The sequence below is a fragment of the Alteromonas sp. 5NW40-0090 genome (assembly GCF_057552975.1).
Window position 1 is genome coordinate 39259 of sequence record NZ_BAAJLT010000013.1, and the last position, 16575, is coordinate 55833.

Below are 16575 nucleotides of genomic sequence, written 5' to 3' on the forward strand. Positions count from 1 at the left end.
CAGTAAATAGCAGCTTAGCGTACTTAAAACATGGGTGATATACAATCAGGAATAAAGCCGATAAATCACAGTTTTTAATGGCGCCGTCGGTGGAAAAAATGTGGTGACTGTTGGCATTCATTTATTTTCAGTAATTGTTTTATTTCAACCCTTTACTTATCCTTAAAAGTAGTGTTCGACGCCTTTCTAGGCGTATCAAATATTGCATGTATTTGTGACAAAATGAATAAAAGTGCTTAATCTAACGGCAGAGAGTACTGAGTTAACGGCAAGGAAATAGATGCAAATAAACGGTGAGTTAAGCAAAAGATCAGTACTACCTTATATGGACTGTTGGGAGCAATAAAATGACTGACAGCCCAATTCCATCGCTATCCGTACGCTCATATACGAAGCAAACGTGCCGCCATAAACACAACTACTTTCAGTTAGTGCTGCCCATCAACGGACATATCTTGATAGAGATCGATAATTTTAGCGGGCGAGTAGGCGTAGGGGAGGGCGTATGCATAGCGCCGAATGAGGTCCATTATTTTAGCGCTAACGAACTGTCAAAATTTATTGTGGCGGACTTGGAGTATGTGCCAGTTAATTTAAATGACAGGTTGCACCCGATATTTCAGGTAACGTCAGCATTACAGGCGTTTTTATCGTTTGTAGAGATTCAAATTAGCCAGTTTGCTGACCAAGGCCATGAAGAAATATTGGCGCTATTTTTAACCTTGCTAGAAACATCCTTGAAAGGATGTGGTATGGATAAGCGAATGACTCCTGTATTAAGCCATATTCATCGCGACCTTGCCCGAGGCTTTACGCAGGTGGAGTTAGCACGGATAGCCTGCATGGGAACAACGCAATTCAAAACACGCTTTAAAGAAGCCACCGGGCATAGTTTACGAGATTACCTTGTAAAAGTGAGGATGGAAAAGGCCAAAGCACTACTTAGAAATACGGATACACCAATGTTGGGTATAGCTCAGCTAACAGGGTATGAAGATGTTGCAGCATTCAGTCGCCGGTTCAAAGCGTATTTCGGGCGCCCCCCTAAGTTTTTCAAAAGAAAGTGACTGTGATAAGGGCTTACCTCACATGACGGTAAATCGTTGATAGAGACAACTAGTTAATATCTTCGTCTTTAGGAGGTTTATTGACTCTAGCGTCTATAAAACGTTTGTGGTCGTCCATTTTGGTGCATTCTAAGGTTCCACCTGTAAAACCACTTAATATCGCCAAGGTTTTATTGGTGGTGCTGCTGCAATTTACCCGTTTAGAAGGGCGTCGATTTTCTTTGGCTTGTATTTGCTGTGTGCTTGGCCCGCTGAGCACCGGGCTATTTTTACGCTCTTGAAATGCTTTTGCTGCTTGTTCAGCGTCTTCAGCAACTTTGTCACTGTGATACTTTTCAAAGTAAAGAGCCGCGCCATCTTTTGCTGACAGATTCAATGAGCCAGCGCGCCTATTGGCATCTTTTGAAAGGGTAGGCGTTGGTGGCGTATTTGATGGCTTATTTTCATCGAGTACCTGCTGTGTATCTGACTCCGTGTCTTTCTGCTGCTTGGGCGCAGTGCTTTCCACAATTTTATTCTTACTATCAGGTGCTTCAGTGGATTTGGTTGCGTCAGGCTTAAACTCTACTTCTTGCCTTTCAGAGGAACTTTCAAGGGGTTTAGTTTCCTGTGGTTTAGCTTGAATGGGAAGGCGTGGAGTAGGGGGGAAATACAGCCTCGCACTTATCTCTGGCGTTCGCTCCAAAACATTTACTCGTGCTTTATGGTTGTTGATGCCCATTTGAGAAAGTATGACCACTACGATGACCCCAAACACATGTGCACAGCCCGAGATTAATACTGGGCGCCACGCCGTTTTCTTTGCAACGGAATGGTGTTCAATGCTGCGCTCAGGCGCAAAGAAAGATGGGGTGATAGTCGTCATAGTAAACAACAGACCATGGGCCCAATCGAATAGTTCCATCCTAATTTCATCGCACTTTTTAGTCCTCTCACCTTACCGCAACCTCATACCGCTTCAAAATTGGGCAAATTTTTAACAGTGCACCATTAGTGTGCATTATTTTTGTGCGTTCATGAGGCATCTGCTTGTATGTATTTGATTTGTTTAGCTAATAATTTGTGGCATGGCTCTTGGTTTATCTTCCCGTAGTTGGAAACACGACCATAAATCACAGAATAACCAAAATAAACTGGGAGCAACTCATGAAACTAGTTACAGCGATCATCAAGCCGTTCAAGCTAGATGACGTTCGCGAAGCCATTTCAGAAATCGGTATTGACGGATTGACCGTTACCGAAGTGAAAGGTTTTGGACGTCAAAAAGGACACACTGAACTTTACCGCGGAGCGGAATATCAGGTGGATTTTCTACCTAAAGTCAAACTGGAAATTGCTGTTCAGGATGATCAAGTAGAACGCCTGGTAGAAGCCATCGTTGGCGCTGCCAAAACAGGCAAAATTGGAGACGGCAAAGTGTTTGTTTACGACCTCGAACACGCCGTTCGTATTCGAACTGGTGAGTCGGATAGCGACGCGCTGTAAGCCATAACGATATATTTGCGGAGAAAACCATAATGGAAATCACTTTTGAACTTGGGTATGCGCTAGATACCTTTTATTTTCTAATCTGCGGTGCACTAGTTATGTGGATGGCTGCAGGTTTTGCGATGCTTGAAGCTGGTCTTGTTCGAGCGAAAAACACCACAGAAATCCTAACTAAAAACGTGGCACTATTCGCTATTGCTTGCACTATGTACATGATTTGCGGTTACGGCATTATGTACGGTGGCGGCGACTGGGGTCCATTCCTAAGCGGTATCATGGCTGATGGCGCAACAGGAGTCGCTGAAGAGCCAGCAACCTATGCACCTTCTGCTGACTTCTTCTTCCAAGTAGTATTTGTTGCAACAGCAATGTCTATCGTATCTGGTGCGGTAGCTGAGCGTATGAAGCTTTGGGCATTCCTAGCGTTCGCAGTTGTTATGACGGGCTTCATCTACCCAATGGAAGGTGCTTGGACATGGGGCGGCGAAGCAGTATTCGGTATGTATACGCTTGGCGACCTTGGCTTCTCTGACTTTGCAGGTTCAGGTATTGTTCACATGGCTGGTGCAGCTGCTGCTCTTGCTGGTGTTCTTGTGCTTGGTGCTCGTAAGGGTAAATACACAGCTGACGGTAAAGTAAACGCGATTCCAGGTGCAAACTTACCGCTTGCAACGTTAGGTACATTCATCCTTTGGATGGGTTGGTTTGGCTTCAACGGCGGTTCAGTACTGGCTACAGCAACTGTTGAAAGTGCGAACTCAGTAGCTATTGTATTTATGAACACAAATGCTGCAGCTGCTGGTGGTGCAATTGCTGCACTTATCGTAGCACGCATTCTATTCGGTAAAGCTGACCTAACTATGGTTCTTAACGGTGCGCTGGCAGGTCTTGTAGCTATTACAGCAGAGCCTTCAACACCTACACCACTACAAGCTACTCTGTTCGGCGGCCTTGGTGGTATTTTAGTCGTGCTTAGCATTGTTGCTCTAGACAAGCTTAAGATTGACGATCCAGTGGGCGCAATTTCAGTTCACGGTGTGGTAGGTCTTCTAGGTCTTATCCTTGTACCTTTCACTAACGATGGTTCAAGCATCTCTGGTCAGCTAATTGGTGCAGCGACTATCTTTGTATGGGTATTCGTAGTGAGCCTAGTGGTATGGCTAGTGATTAAAGCGGTTATGGGTGTACGTGTGAGCGAAGAAGAAGAATTCGACGGCGTAGACATGAGCGAATGTGGTTTGGAAGCATACCCAGACTTCACAAGCAGCCGTTCGTAAGAGAGTCTCGATTAGGCAACGAAACAACAATAACAATAATGCCTTATTACTTCGTTTAAGCCCCGCTAATGCGGGGCTTTTTTCGTTTCATGCAATGTGTTTTAAGACCATTACTACACTTAGAAAAAGAGCCTAGGCGTAATGTGACAATAACGCTACACTATGTTTTAAAAGGCTTCGGCTAGATTTATCGACGGCAACATTTTTGTAAAAGGATAGTTATGACTGTAAGTGTGCGACTCCTACCTTTGATATTGGCTTTTTTCAGTATTAATTGTTTGGGATATGACAGAATAACGGGGCATCCCTTTGCAAGTCGCTCAGAAGTTATTGCAAAGAACGGCATGGCAGCAACGAGCCAACCATTAGCTACGCAAGTGGCGTTGGATATTTTAAAACAAGGCGGCAGTGCAGTTGATGCAGCTATTGCAGCCAATGCCATGTTAGGTTTAGTTGAGCCTACAGGCAGCGGTATTGGCGGCGACCTATTTGCCATTGTGTGGGATGCAAAAGAAGAGAAGCTAGTCGGCTTAAACGCTTCTGGCCGTTCACCCAGACAGTTAACCAAAGCGGTGTTTGCCGAGCGTGGTTTGCATCAAATTCCAAAATTTGGTCCGCTACCCGTTTCTGTACCTGGCGCTGTAGATGGCTGGTTTGCACTACACGAAAAATTTGGCAAGCTGCCCATGTCTGCGCTGCTTACGCCATCTATCAAATATGCCCGTGAGGGGTTTCCTGTTTCAGAAGTCATTGCCTATTACTGGCAGATGAATCAAGAGCGAATTGGTCACTATGACGGCTTCGCAGAGACTTTTCTTATCGACGGTAAAGTACCGCAAAAAGGCGATGTTTTTAAAAACCCTGGGTTAGCCGTGACCTATGAAAAGATTGCAACAGGCGGGCGAGATGCTTTTTATAAGGGCGATATCGCACGCACTATTGATGCCTACATGAAGTCCCAGGGCGGCTTTTTGTCATACCAGGATTTGTCATCACATACCTCTGAGTGGGTACAGCCCGTTTCCGCTAACTATCGTGGGTATGATGTGTGGGAACTTCCGCCTAACGGACAAGGCATAGCCGCACTACAGATTCTCAATGTGCTTGAGCACTATGATATCGAAGGAATGGGGTTTAACTCAGCAGACTACATCCATACCTTTGTTGAAGCCAAGAAGCTCGCCTTTGAAGATCGCGCTAAGTTCTATGCGGATCCAGACTTCAACGATATTCCAGTCGACTGGTTAACTTCGAAAGAGTACGCCGCTAAGCGTCAGAAACTCATAGATAATGAACGCGCAGCGAATCGCGTTGATGCGGGTATTTATGAAGGAGATACCATTTATCTGACCGTTGCTGACAAAGAGGGCAATATGGTGTCTTTAATTCAAAGTAACTATCGCGGAATGGGCTCAGGCATGACACCTCCAGGGCTAGGTTTTATTCTTCAAAATAGAGGCGAGATGTTTACCCTTGAAGAAGGGCACTTTAATGAATATCGCCCGGGAAAGCGTCCATTTCACACCATTATCCCGGCTTTTGTAACCAGAAACGGTAAGCCAGTGATGAGCTTTGGCGTGATGGGCGGTGGAACTCAGCCTCAAATGCATGCACAAATTATTGTAAACATTCTCGACTTTGGAATGAATTTGCAGGAAGCGGGGGATGCTCCACGTATACTGCACAGTGGGTCGAGTAGCCCAACGGGCGCGTTAATGACTGATGGCGGCTATGTGAGCTTAGAGTCAGGGTTCAGCGAAACCGTTCAGCGAGAGCTCATGGAGCGGGGACATAAGCTTCAACGTGTGGTAGGCGCGTTCGGTGGCTATCAGGCCATTGCTTGGGACGAGCAGAAAGGTGTCTATTTTGGCGCTTCAGAAACGCGAAAAGATGGACAAGCCGCGGGCTATTAAGCACACTAGTGTAAATAATAGGCGGCGGAGCTAATTTGTTCCCCCGTTTGCTGCTTCGCTTTAAAGGGTTTCAAAGTTTGAAGCAGCCGCTACACTTTACGATAAGGTTCGCACAACAAAGCGCGGCGAATGATCGCCAGCAGCGAAACGTCAGAACAGGGCGTTAATAACAACAAGAGCGGCAATGACACAACCACAAAAAGGCCTCTGCGCTGAGCCAAATTTACATGCACAGTATTTATTACTGAACGTCATTGATGACGATAGCCAAGCCGTACGCGCCAAACTATCTCGCGTGCTGGATATATTCGAGCATTTTGAGAATGAGCACTACGAAGCCATGGTAACCGGCGTTGTCGCTATTGGCACCGGTTACTGGGCAGAGGTATACCCCGGTTTGATACCTGTTGAGCTTGCCCCTTTTCCTGATATGCAGTGTGATGATAGAAGTGCCCCCACCATGCCTTGCGATCTCTTCATTCAAATTCGCGCTGATAGGCTGGATATTTGCCATGCGGTTGGCATTGAAGTGATGGATTTGTTGCGTATTCATGTAGAACTGGTGGAGCAGATAAGAGGGTTTAGGTACTTAGATGGCCGAGACCTCAATGGTTTTCTTTATGGCGCAGATAATCCACGTGGCATGAAGCGTAGACAAGTCGGGATTATTGGCGAAGATGACCCTGATTTTAGCGGTGGCAGCTATGTTCACATACAACGCTATCGCCATGATTTAAGGCGCTGGAATAGTCTTTCAAGCCGTCAGCAAGAACAAGTGATGGGCACAACTCAAGAGCATAATTTGGTAAGTAGCGAACAGTCTGAATCTTCGCATTGTGTTAGGGCAAGCACTGTTGCGCCCGATGGCGACGAACCAAGGCTAATTAAGCAAGGCATGCCATACGGTGATATGGCCTCTCAAGGCTTATTCTTTGTAAGCTGTAGTGCCAGTGCGCGGCCATTTAAACAGATGCTCCACAGCCAAATATACGGCAACGGTGAAGGCGATTATGACAGATGGCTGGACTTTACCAGTGCTGAAACAGGTGCTGCGTTTTTTGCTCCTTCGATCAGCTTTATTCGTCGCCAGGCAAAGCTCTCAGAAAACTAAGAGTATTGAATAAGAGCAGACCTTCATCGGAAGAAGAAAATGCTTCAACACCCAGTTGACCGACGAAAAAAGTCGGTTTTATAAACGCTAGAGAACCAAAGCGCCGTCCCAATCAGGCGCAAGGTCTAAATTTCTATAAATTCGGCACACATCAATATGGTGATGTACAAGAGAGTCATTAGGGCTAATCGCTAGCGCTGTTTCAAAGTACGCGATAGACTCTTCCCACTGCTGATTAATTCTACACGCCAGGCCCGCTGCGATCTTCGTTTGCACGGCAAGTTTTTTATCTTGTTCATGCTCGGGGAGATGGCTAAGAATTTCATAAATCTCTATAGGCGCTTTTCGCCCTTTTACCCTCACCCAGTCAAGTAGTCGGGTTTTGATAGGAAAGCCAGGCCCTATTATTTGAAGTACTTGAGCGCTTACGATTATATCGGCCTGATACTTAGGCGTTAGGGCTTCTAACCGAGATGCGATGTTGACACTATCACCTATCACCGTGGTATCCATCCTATCTTCTGAGCCAACGGTTCCCATAATGACTTGGCCGAAGTGAATACCTATACCCATATTTATAGGTTCATAGTCACAATTTTTTCTGTGCCCGTTATAGATGGTTAACGCTTTGCGTAAATCTAATGCCGCTTGAACTGCATCCAATGCTTTTTGCTTAGGGGTTCCGCCCTGGTGGTCGAACAGGGCCATTATGCCGTCGCCCATAAACTTATCAATAAAGCCTCGGTTTTGGTGGATAGGGTCATTCATTCGCGTGAAATATGAATTCAGAAAATTCATCAGTTCTTGCGGGGTAATACTCTCGGAAAAACCAGCAAAGCCACGAATATCACAAAACATGATGGCGACATCGTTTTCGGCTGCGTAGCCAAGCTCTAGTGAATCTACATCAGTCGTAGCCATGTGCTCAACGAATTGGCGGGGTACAAACTTTTGAAAAGTTTGAGTGAGCTTCAAGGCTTCGTCGGCGGCAGCCTGAAACCGAGCCTCATCTGCAGCCTGAAGCGTGGCTTCATACTTACTGGTGTTGCGTGAAAGGGCTTTTCTTAGTCGATATTTGAAGCGCCTGCTGCGCCGGACATAAAGAACGCTGACAACAGCGCTATAAACAGTAAGTGCGCCAAGCGCGCTTGTTTGCCAATCCATTGTTAATCAAACCTTTCAATTTCCCACATAAAAAACAGCACAAAGTTAGTCGAAACTCATGCTACCGAGAAAGTATAAAAGAAGATTCGGCGTTAACACATTACTTTTGATTACATTTACAAAGCGTGTTAGCGCCGAGCTTGGATTAACGGTAAAGGGCAATTAATTTATAGGGTTGAGAACACTTTATCTGCTGCAGCAAGAGTTTTTTCAATGACCTCTGCATTGTGCGCTTTAGAGACAAAGCCCGCTTCATAAGATGCAGGTGCTAAATAAACGCCTTGCTCTAGCATACCGTGATAGAACTTGTTGAATTGCTCTGTATTACAGTTAATCGCCTGCTTATAGTTAGTGACCTTCTCTACGTCTGTAAAGAATATCCCAAACATACTGCCGGCAATATTAGTAGTTAGGCTAATATTGTGTTTGTCAGCAAGCGCTTGGAACCCATCAACGAGCTTTTGTGTATTCTCAAAGATAGAGTCGTAAAGGCCAGGCTGTTTAATTTGGGTTAATGCAGCAAGACCTGCGGCCATGGCAACCGGGTTGCCTGAAAGCGTACCCGCTTGGTAGATAGGTCCTGTTGGCGCGATGTGAGTAATGATGTCGCGGCGACCACCGAAACAGCCCACTGGCATCCCACCGCCAATCACCTTACCTAGACAGGTTAAGTCGGGTTTAACCTTGTAGCGCTCTTGTGCGCCGCCACGGGAGACACGAAACCCTGTCATAACTTCATCAAAAATAAGTACGCTGCCGTACTCGTCGCAGATAGCGCGAAGCCCTTCAAGGAACCCCTCTACAGGAGGAATGCAGTTCATGTTGCCAGCTACTGGTTCAACGATAATGCAGGCGATATCATCGCCGTGGGCTTCAAAGATCTCTCGAACGCTATCTAGATTATTGTATTCAACCGTTAGCGTATGCTCGGCCACATTAGCAGGGACACCTGGTGAGCTTGGTACACCTAGCGTTAACGCTCCAGAGCCCGCTTTTACCAGCAGCGAGTCTGCATGGCCGTGATAGCAACCTTCAAATTTTACAATTTTGTTTCTGCTTGTGTAGCCACGAGCCAAACGAATGGCTGACATGGTGGCTTCTGTGCCGGAGTTGACCATGCGAACCATTTCCATTGAGGGAACTAATTCGCTGACAAGTTCGGCCATAATCACTTCAGCTTCTGTAGGCGCGCCAAACGAGAGGCCGCTATATGATGCCTCAATCACTGCTTCACGAATTTTCGCGTTGTTGTGTCCTAATACCATCGGACCCCAAGACTGGATGTAGTCGATGTATTGTTTGCCATCCGCATCCCACATATAAGCACCGTCAGCTTTGGTAATGAAGCGGGGTGTACCGCCTACTGCTTTAAATGCGCGAACAGGTGAGTTTACGCCACCAGGAATGGTTTTTTGGGCGCGGGTAAATAGGGCTTCAGATTTCTGCATGTAATTACTTACTCTTATTGCTGTACCAAACTACGTCACGCTCATACTTAGTGAGAAGGTTTTCTACACCCAGAGTAAGCGCAAACAAAGCCATTCTAACAAGCACACCATTGTCGGTTTGCCTAAAAATGGCGAGGTTTGGATTAAGGTTTAGATCGTTATCTAATTCGTTGGCTTCCATACGTGAATCACGGGGAAGTGGATGCATGATAACGGTCTTCGACTGAAAATGTTTCGTGTAGATTGACTGGTTTAAACGGAACTTACCTCGGTATTTGTTCGCTTCTTCTTGAGAGGGGAAGCGCTCTTCTTGGATACGTGTTTGATAGCATATATCCGCATCCATATTTCCTTCGAGCGTGTCCGTGATAGTAAGTTGATGTCCTGCGTTTTCTATTGCGTCAATAATTGGTTGAGGCATGGCCAGCTCTTTCGGCGAAATGAGCGTGAAGCGAATGTTTTTAAACAAACATAACAAGCGAGATAATGAGTGTACTGTTCGGCCATATCGCAAATCACCAATCATGGCGATGTGCAACCCGTCGATGCCGTGGCCATTGTATTCGAGTTCACGTTTAATCGTGAACAAGTCCAACAATGCTTGGGTTGGGTGTTCGTTTGCACCATCACCACCGTTGATAACAGGTACACGACTACCTTCGGCAAACTCTGCCACTGAACCCGCCGCAGGGTGTCGCATTGCAATAATGTCGGAATAGCCGCTCAGCACGCGTGCTGTGTCGTACAATGACTCACCTTTAGCCAGCGCAGAGCTAGACATGCCGGTGGTTTCTCTTACTTCGCCACCTAAAAGATTGAATGCGGTACCAAAACTAACCCGAGTACGCGTGCTAGGCTCAAAGAAAAGATTACCGAGAATAGCGCCGTCTAATACAGTCGTGCGCTTTTGTCGCTTGGCATAAGGTTGCATGGAATTGGCGACTGAGAAGACTTTCTCAATGGCGTCGCGATCGAATTGATTAACCGAAAGAATGTGGTTACCGGTAAAGTCAGACATGCGCTTCTCAATCATCAACGAAAACGGCGCTAGTTTATAATACCGCTGATATTAAGTCATTAGGACAAGGTTAATCTTGTATCACGTTTTGCAAAGAATGGGCGACTGAAAAACGTCAGTTATGATTTGCAAGAAGCATCAGTGTTTGCCGCTTTGCTCGGTATAGTGAGTGAAAAGCAAAAGAATCTTTTCAGCTGCGCTATTTACGTGCGCTGTGATCTCTTCGTCTTTCAGTGGAGACTGTATGCCGCATAGCATCATGGTGTGATACTCACCCTTTAATAGTGCACAAAAGTCCACAGCAAGTTGCTGTGCAACCTTAGCATTCAGGCTGCCTTGTCCAAACTTCTCAATGACTGAACTCAGTGTAGCGAGCGATGCTTCAGGGCCGGCTTGATAAAAAAGCGTAGCTACGTGCGGGCTGTTTACTGCTTCGGCGATAATCACGCGGAATATGGCGATGGCTTCAGGGTCTTGTAGTAAACGAACAAACTGGCACCCCACTTTTTGTAAGCACTCAAACAGTGAAAGTGAGCCGGAAGTGGCATCAATGAGTTGTTGAGTATCGAGTTGATAAGATCTGCATTTAGAGGATATGGCAGCTTTAAAAAGTGTATCTTTGCTCTCAAAATGAGAGTAAACGGTCTGTTTTGACACGCCCGACGCTTTAGCCACAGTGTCCATTGACGTATTTGCAAACCCTTCTTTTAAAAACAGGCAAGACGCTGCGTGCAATACAAGGTGGTATTTCTCTTCACTTTTAGGACGGCCTTGCTTTTTGTTGGTTGCCACGTGTGTTCTCGCTTTATTGCAGAATATTTAAATATCAAACTGGACGGTCTAGTATTTATATACTAGCATAGCACAATAAGTATGCAAATATAGCCTAAAGCATTCGCTAAACTGGTTAAAGGAACTGTTATGACTGCTGCAAATTCACTGTCTAAAAGTGGCAAATTTACGTTACTTATTTCGATTGCCGTTTTTACAGCAGCATTGGTGGTATTACTGATGACGGCCGGTTTGGGCAACGCAACGCAAACGCCAGAGGCAAGGCTGCCCGTGGCGGTGTCTACTGGCCAAGTAAAGATTCAGACAGGCTTCGAAACACCTATCAATGTGTTTGGCTTAGTTGAATCACCTAAGGCAACGTCGTTATCGTTTGACGTTGCTGGCCAGGTAACTCGAATGCTTGTTGAAGAAGGCGATGTGATAAAGAAAGGCGACATGCTTGCGCAACAAGACATTGCGCGTCTTACTGCGAGAAAAAGAGAACTCCAAGCTGCAATTGAACGCGCAAATGCTGACCTTGCTCTTGCGAAAGTAAACAGCGATAGAACCAAGTCATTGGTAGAAAGAAAGCTAGAATCCGCACAACGATTAGATGAAGCAAAAGCGAATTTAAATGTTGCGAAAGCCCAATTAAGTGAGGTGCAAGCCGCCCTCGAATCTCTTAATGTGGAGATAAGAAAAACCACACTTTTTTCACCGTTCGATGGTGTCGTCAATCGCCGCTTTTTCGATGAAGGTAGTGTGGTGAGCGCAGGCAGTCCTGTGTTTGGTATAACAAGCAGTGAAAATTATCAGGCGCGCTTTGCGGTGCCCGCTGACGTTGTAGAGCAATTTGACGTAAATGAACCCGTGCTTGTGCGCGTTGGAGATATAGATGTAGCAGGGACGGTATCCCAGCGCCTCCCTACGCGCAACGTGCAAACTCGAACCGTTGATATCCTTGTTACCCTTAATAGCAATGCACGTGTACGCCCCGGCGATATGGCCATTTTGTCTGCGTTCCGCTCTCATTCTGAAACTGGCGCATGGCTTCCAGTTAACGCACTAAGCAATGGGCTTAGGGGTCTATGGCGTGTCTTTGTGTTACCAAAAGAAGGAAACGCCACCTTGCAAGCACGTGTGGTAGAAGTGGTATACACCGATGGCAACAAGGCGTTTGTTCGCGGCGCACTTGAAGACGGTGATATATATGTTGATGAAGGGACGCATAAATTAGCGCCAGGGCAGATGGTAGCTATTCCCAGTCATCAGCAAGCTGGGGCGCGTTAATGAAGTCATTCAATGTCGACACCGATAAACCCTATCCTTGGTACACGCTGTTTTATCGACGCGGCCATTTGCTGATTTTAAGCTTGTTAATTTTGATCACCGCAGGCTTATCAGCATTGGGCTCATTGCCACGTATTGAAGACCCTCGAATAGATACAAGAAATGCGTTGATTATCACTCAATACCCAGGTGCATCAGCCGAGCGGGTTGAAGCCTTAGTCAGCGATGTGTTGGAAGACAGGTTAAGAGAAATATTTGAGATTAAGGAAGTAAAATCTACGTCTCGTGCAGGTATTTCTATTATCTTAATTGAGACTCAGGACTGGATTAATAACACCAGCAACGAGCAGCTATTCAGTGAAATTCGCGATGCAATAGGTGCAGCCGCTGAGTCTTTTCCACAAGGCGCAATGGCGCCAATATTTGACGAAAAACGCGGGGCAACCGCCTTCACCTTGTTGCTTTCTGTACGTGCCGACCATTTTGAAAATACCCCTATTACGCTAACTGCTCGATTGGCCCAAGAACTGACAGACCGCCTTCGCAACGTTAATGGAACTGAACTCGTACGTGTATACGGCGCACCGCAGGAAGAAATCAGTGTCAATATAGACCCTATTAAGCTTGCCGCCACAGGACTTACACTGCAGCAGGTTAGCAACACAATTAGTCGTGCCGATCCCAAGTTGCCAGCTGGCATGCTGAACACCGAGCAAAGCAACGTACGCTTCACAGTGGGGGAAGGGTTAAATGGCGTCAATATGATAGCGTCAATTCCTTTGGTGAACGCGCAAGGCCGCTACTTAAGGGTAGAAGATGTGGCGTCGGTAGAGCGCAGTTACGCCACGCCGAGAGGCGAGGTAGCCTTTTTAAACGGTGAAGAGTCAATTTTTGTAGCAGCCCGAATGCAGCCTTCGCTACGGTCTGATGTATGGACTAAAAATGCGTTAGCGGTAGTCGAGCAATTTAATAAAGATTTCAGCGGAACTCTGACTGCGACAATAGCATTTGAGCAAAACGAATATACGGCGAACCGCTTGGCTGACTTATCGATGAACCTGCTTATGGGGTGTGCTGTTGTCATGATGGTCATTCTATTGTTTATGGGATTTCGAGCAGCGTGGATTGTGGGTTTAGCACTACCATTGTGTGCGGCCTTTGCGCTGTTTTCGTTAAGCTTTTATAACGAGCAGATACATCAAATGTCAATTTTTGGGATGATTATTGCCATCGGCTTGCTTATTGATAACGCCATTGTGATCACCGATGAAATACGCATTAATTTACAAGATCCCAACTTAACTCGGGTGGGCGCAATGGCTAAAAGTGTTTCTCACCTATTCGCGCCGTTACTGGCGTCAACACTCACTACTATTCTCGGTTTTATGCCTATTTTTCTGCTTGATGGAAATATAGGGGACTTCGTAGGGCCCATTGCGATAAGTGTGGTTATGGCGCTTATTGGTTCACTATTTATTTCATTGACGATAATCGCTGCGTTAGCCGCTCGATTTTTACCAAAGCACCACGATGGCTCGCCCACCGAAACCGTATCAAAGTCTTGGTGGAAAGTTGGATTGCAAGCCCCCCAGCTTAGTCTGGCTTTCAAAAAACAGCTAGGTCGCTGGATAAAACAGCCTGTTCTAGTGCTGCCGGTTATAGCCTTACTTTGCTTGTCAGGTTATGTACTATCTTCAACGCTAGCTAACGTGTTTTTTCCAAGCGCAGATAGGGATCAGTTTGAAGTGTATCTGTGGACGAAAGAGGGAAGCAGTATCGATAATACTACTCAATACGTTAAAAAGGTTGATACCGCTATTCGTGACGAGCGAGGGGTGAAGCAAGTCAGTTGGTTGGTGGGCGGATCGGCACCGTCTGTGTATTACAATCAAATGATGACCCGTGACAACATGCCGTACTTTGCTAACGCGGTTGTGTCAACACACACGGTAGAGGATGCCGTAGCGCTGGTAGGTAAGTTGCAACACTCCCTCGATAGTGCTTACCCAGAAGTACAAATTGTAGTACGGGCGTTTGGTCAGGGCCCGCCTATTGCCGCGCCTGTTGAAGTTGAAATCTTCGGTCCCGATCTTAATATACTGAACGACCTGGGCGATAAGGTGCGTATGCTGATGTCACAAGTTGACGGCATATCTCAGTCGATCACCAGTATTTCAATGGGTGAGCCTGAGCTTAAAATAAATGCTGATAGCGATAACCTGTCTTACCTCGGATTAACGCTTTCTGAGCTTGCCAATCAGATGCAAATTAACTTCTCGGGGATTACAGGCGGCTCTGTGCTGGAAAGTACAGAGGAAATTCCCGTTAGAGTACGACTTGATGAGGTGTACAGGCAAAACGTAACGGGTGTGGATGCTATGCCCATACCTGTAGCCGGCGATCATGCTATTTCTTGGTCTCCTTTGGCCGCAGTGAGTAATTTAACGCTACAGCCTGCAACCAGCAGCATTACCCGTGTAGATGGAGAAAGGCTTAATCGCATCCAAGCGTTTTTGCTTCCCGGTGTACCAGCAATTGATGCCAGTAATCAATTAAGAGATTTGCTTGAAAGTCGATTGATATTGCCAGAGGGCTATAGGATCCATTTGGCGGGGGATGCGGATGAACAACAGCAAGCGTTAGGTAAGCTTGCTACCTATGCACCGGTTTTGTTAGTGCTAATGGTTACTACGCTTATTTTGACATTCACTAGCCTGCGTATGGCTGGCGTTATTGCACTTGTTGCTATTCTCTCGGTAGGGCTGGGAATGTTCAGCTTATGGATCTCTGGTTTGCCCGTAGGATTTAATCCTTTACTTGGCTGCGCGGGGCTTATCGGCGTCGCAATCAACGGCTCGATAGTCGTTATCGCAGCTATTAATGCTAATCCTGAAGCAAAGCGAGGGGATACAAAAGCTATCGTTGAAGAAACCATGAGTTGTAGCCGACATATTTTATCGACCACCTTTACCACGGTGGGGGGCTTAATACCGCTGCTGTTGTTCAGTGAAGGGAGCTTTTGGCCGCCGCTGGCTGTTGTTCTTGCAGGTGGTGTAGGTTTCTCTGTTATCCTATCGCTAGTTTTTACTCCGACTATAGTGGCGGCATTTCAGCGGTACCGCTATAGAAATAGAACATTAGCTTAATTTTAGGGTTAAACTATCCCTTTTTAACAGGCGTATAAGAGAGTGTTGTTAGCGTATGCGAAAATCAAACCCAATATTGCGCTGGTGGCATACTGACTGCGTGAAATGCAAGCGCGTTAGACTCTATATTGTTTGGGCTGTGATCATGTTGATGGTGTATTTATATGTCTGGCACTAGTATTGAACCTATCTATATTCGCGCGACATCGAAAAGTAACGGCATTACCAGCATCTTATTGGGCTGCGTAGGTCTTTGTATTGCGGCGTTATGGCTGGCATTTTTACCTGATTGGTTGTTCCTGGCGGGTATATTTTTGACGAGCGCTGCACTGGTGTGTTTACTGGTCGGCTATTTCAAGGTTCGCGAGCCAGACTACAGCTTAGAGATAGCGAAAGACTATATCACCTATCGCCATCGCCTTGGCACTTGGCGTATCCATTGGGATAACTTACAGCGTGCAGATTGCCCCCGTGTGCGGCATGGGCTTGACCATGTTCCTCTAGAAACAATCGGTTTTAAACTGAAAAGCTATACAGATTTCCTCAATACCATTTCACCAAGGCTTGCTACCCATTTACTCATGGAGCAACGACCTTTGTTAATGCAAAATACCGATGAGGGGTGTGCATCGGGGAGCTGCTATGAGCAATCAATGTTTGATGACAAACAGTATGTCATGGAGGACGGCACCGTTATTAAGGGAATAAAAGCCATGCTAGCACACCGTATGGTAGAGCTAAGAAAAAGGCTGGGTTTTGACATTTTTATCGCAAGCTCAGAGTTAGACAGAGACGCCAGCGAATTTGCTAGGCTGATTACCCAATGTCAGCAAACACGCCAGTCTTCTCTAGACAGTTAATCAGAAACACATGCTTTACTGG

General features: G+C 46.2%; 13 protein-coding genes. 8 read left to right on the top strand and 5 right to left on the bottom strand.

Annotated features, from left to right (window positions below):
• The first annotated feature begins 347 nt into the window (after positions 1-347).
• Positions 348-1067 carry an AraC family transcriptional regulator gene (locus AC27KT_RS16020; protein WP_014978100.1) on the top strand — a complete coding sequence of 240 codons (720 nt, stop codon included), beginning with the start codon at positions 348-350 and terminating at the stop codon, positions 1065-1067.
• Positions 1068-1116: 49 nt separating this feature from the next.
• Here the strand turns inward: AC27KT_RS16020 and AC27KT_RS16025 are convergent, their stop codons facing one another.
• Entirely contained in the window at positions 1117-1971 is an 855-nt protein-coding gene (locus AC27KT_RS16025) for a hypothetical protein (protein WP_487131618.1), read from the bottom strand.
• Between the two features lie 242 nt (positions 1972-2213).
• On the opposite strand from AC27KT_RS16025, the gene glnK reads away from it, so the two are divergent.
• The 4 genes from glnK (at position 2214) to AC27KT_RS16045 (ending at position 6856) form a co-directional block, all read left to right on the top strand.
• Positions 2214-2552, top strand: coding sequence for a P-II family nitrogen regulator (gene glnK, locus AC27KT_RS16030; RefSeq protein WP_012516988.1), 339 nt, complete (start codon positions 2214-2216; stop codon positions 2550-2552).
• A 32-nt stretch (positions 2553-2584) separates the two neighbouring features.
• On the top strand, positions 2585-3832 hold the full coding sequence (locus AC27KT_RS16035) for an ammonium transporter (protein WP_014948004.1): 1248 nt from the start codon (positions 2585-2587) through the stop codon (positions 3830-3832).
• A 221-nt stretch (positions 3833-4053) separates the two neighbouring features.
• Entirely contained in the window at positions 4054-5745 is a 1692-nt protein-coding gene (gene ggt, locus AC27KT_RS16040) for a gamma-glutamyltransferase (RefSeq protein WP_487131620.1), read from the top strand.
• A 184-nt stretch (positions 5746-5929) separates the two neighbouring features.
• Positions 5930-6856 (top strand): Dyp-type peroxidase, encoded by a 927-nt coding sequence (locus tag AC27KT_RS16045; RefSeq protein ID WP_487131622.1) that lies wholly within the window; start codon positions 5930-5932, stop codon positions 6854-6856.
• 87 nt (positions 6857-6943) lie between these two features.
• Here the strand turns inward: AC27KT_RS16045 and AC27KT_RS16050 are convergent, their stop codons facing one another.
• The 4 genes from AC27KT_RS16050 to AC27KT_RS16065 all read right to left on the bottom strand — a co-directional run bounded on the left by AC27KT_RS16050 (position 6944) and on the right by AC27KT_RS16065 (position 11278).
• Positions 6944-8020 carry an adenylate/guanylate cyclase domain-containing protein gene (locus AC27KT_RS16050; protein WP_487131624.1) on the bottom strand — a complete coding sequence of 359 codons (1077 nt, stop codon included), beginning with the start codon at positions 8018-8020 and terminating at the stop codon, positions 6944-6946.
• Between the two features lie 167 nt (positions 8021-8187).
• Complete coding sequence (hemL, locus tag AC27KT_RS16055; RefSeq protein WP_423078762.1) at positions 8188-9468, bottom strand: glutamate-1-semialdehyde 2,1-aminomutase; 1281 nt, start codon at positions 9466-9468, stop codon at positions 8188-8190.
• Positions 9469-9472: 4 nt separating this feature from the next.
• Positions 9473-10486 (bottom strand): aspartate carbamoyltransferase, encoded by a 1014-nt coding sequence (locus AC27KT_RS16060; protein ID WP_487131627.1) that lies wholly within the window; start codon positions 10484-10486, stop codon positions 9473-9475.
• Positions 10487-10624: 138 nt separating this feature from the next.
• Positions 10625-11278 carry a TetR/AcrR family transcriptional regulator gene (locus AC27KT_RS16065; RefSeq protein ID WP_487131629.1) on the bottom strand — a complete coding sequence of 218 codons (654 nt, stop codon included), beginning with the start codon at positions 11276-11278 and terminating at the stop codon, positions 10625-10627.
• Between the two features lie 129 nt (positions 11279-11407).
• Between AC27KT_RS16065 and AC27KT_RS16070 the strand changes: the two genes are divergently transcribed.
• The 3 genes from AC27KT_RS16070 (at position 11408) to AC27KT_RS16080 (ending at position 16553) form a co-directional block, all read left to right on the top strand.
• Positions 11408-12547: an efflux RND transporter periplasmic adaptor subunit gene (locus AC27KT_RS16070; RefSeq protein WP_487131631.1), complete on the top strand. Its 1140-nt coding sequence runs from the start codon at positions 11408-11410 to the stop codon at positions 12545-12547.
• The gene (locus tag AC27KT_RS16075) at positions 12547-15693 is read left to right on the top strand and encodes an efflux RND transporter permease subunit (protein ID WP_487131633.1); all 3147 of its coding nucleotides are present in this window, start codon (positions 12547-12549) and stop codon (positions 15691-15693) included. The genes AC27KT_RS16070 and AC27KT_RS16075 overlap by 1 nt, the downstream gene beginning before the upstream one ends.
• A 164-nt stretch (positions 15694-15857) precedes the next feature.
• A complete protein-coding gene (locus AC27KT_RS16080; protein WP_487131635.1) occupies positions 15858-16553 on the top strand; it encodes a DUF2982 domain-containing protein in 696 nt (231 codons plus the stop codon).
• Positions 16554-16575 lie beyond the last annotated feature (22 nt).

Bases quoted from the DNA above. Each gene is read 5' to 3' on its own strand.
- AC27KT_RS16020 (WP_014978100.1), top strand. From the start codon at position 348: ATGACTGACAGCCCAATTCCATCGCTATCCGTACGCTCATATACGAAG.
- AC27KT_RS16025 (WP_487131618.1), bottom strand. From the start codon at position 1,971: ATGGAACTATTCGATTGGGCCCATGGTCTGTTGTTTACTATGACGACT.
- glnK (WP_012516988.1), top strand. From the start codon at position 2,214: ATGAAACTAGTTACAGCGATCATCAAGCCGTTCAAGCTAGATGACGTT.
- AC27KT_RS16035 (WP_014948004.1), top strand. From the start codon at position 2,585: ATGGAAATCACTTTTGAACTTGGGTATGCGCTAGATACCTTTTATTTT.
- ggt (WP_487131620.1), top strand. From the start codon at position 4,054: ATGACTGTAAGTGTGCGACTCCTACCTTTGATATTGGCTTTTTTCAGT.
- AC27KT_RS16045 (WP_487131622.1), top strand. From the start codon at position 5,930: ATGACACAACCACAAAAAGGCCTCTGCGCTGAGCCAAATTTACATGCA.
- AC27KT_RS16050 (WP_487131624.1), bottom strand. From the start codon at position 8,020: ATGGATTGGCAAACAAGCGCGCTTGGCGCACTTACTGTTTATAGCGCT.
- hemL (WP_423078762.1), bottom strand. From the start codon at position 9,468: ATGCAGAAATCTGAAGCCCTATTTACCCGCGCCCAAAAAACCATTCCT.
- AC27KT_RS16060 (WP_487131627.1), bottom strand. From the start codon at position 10,486: ATGTCTGACTTTACCGGTAACCACATTCTTTCGGTTAATCAATTCGAT.
- AC27KT_RS16070 (WP_487131631.1), top strand. From the start codon at position 11,408: ATGACTGCTGCAAATTCACTGTCTAAAAGTGGCAAATTTACGTTACTT.
- AC27KT_RS16075 (WP_487131633.1), top strand. From the start codon at position 12,547: ATGAAGTCATTCAATGTCGACACCGATAAACCCTATCCTTGGTACACG.
- AC27KT_RS16080 (WP_487131635.1), top strand. From the start codon at position 15,858: ATGTCTGGCACTAGTATTGAACCTATCTATATTCGCGCGACATCGAAA.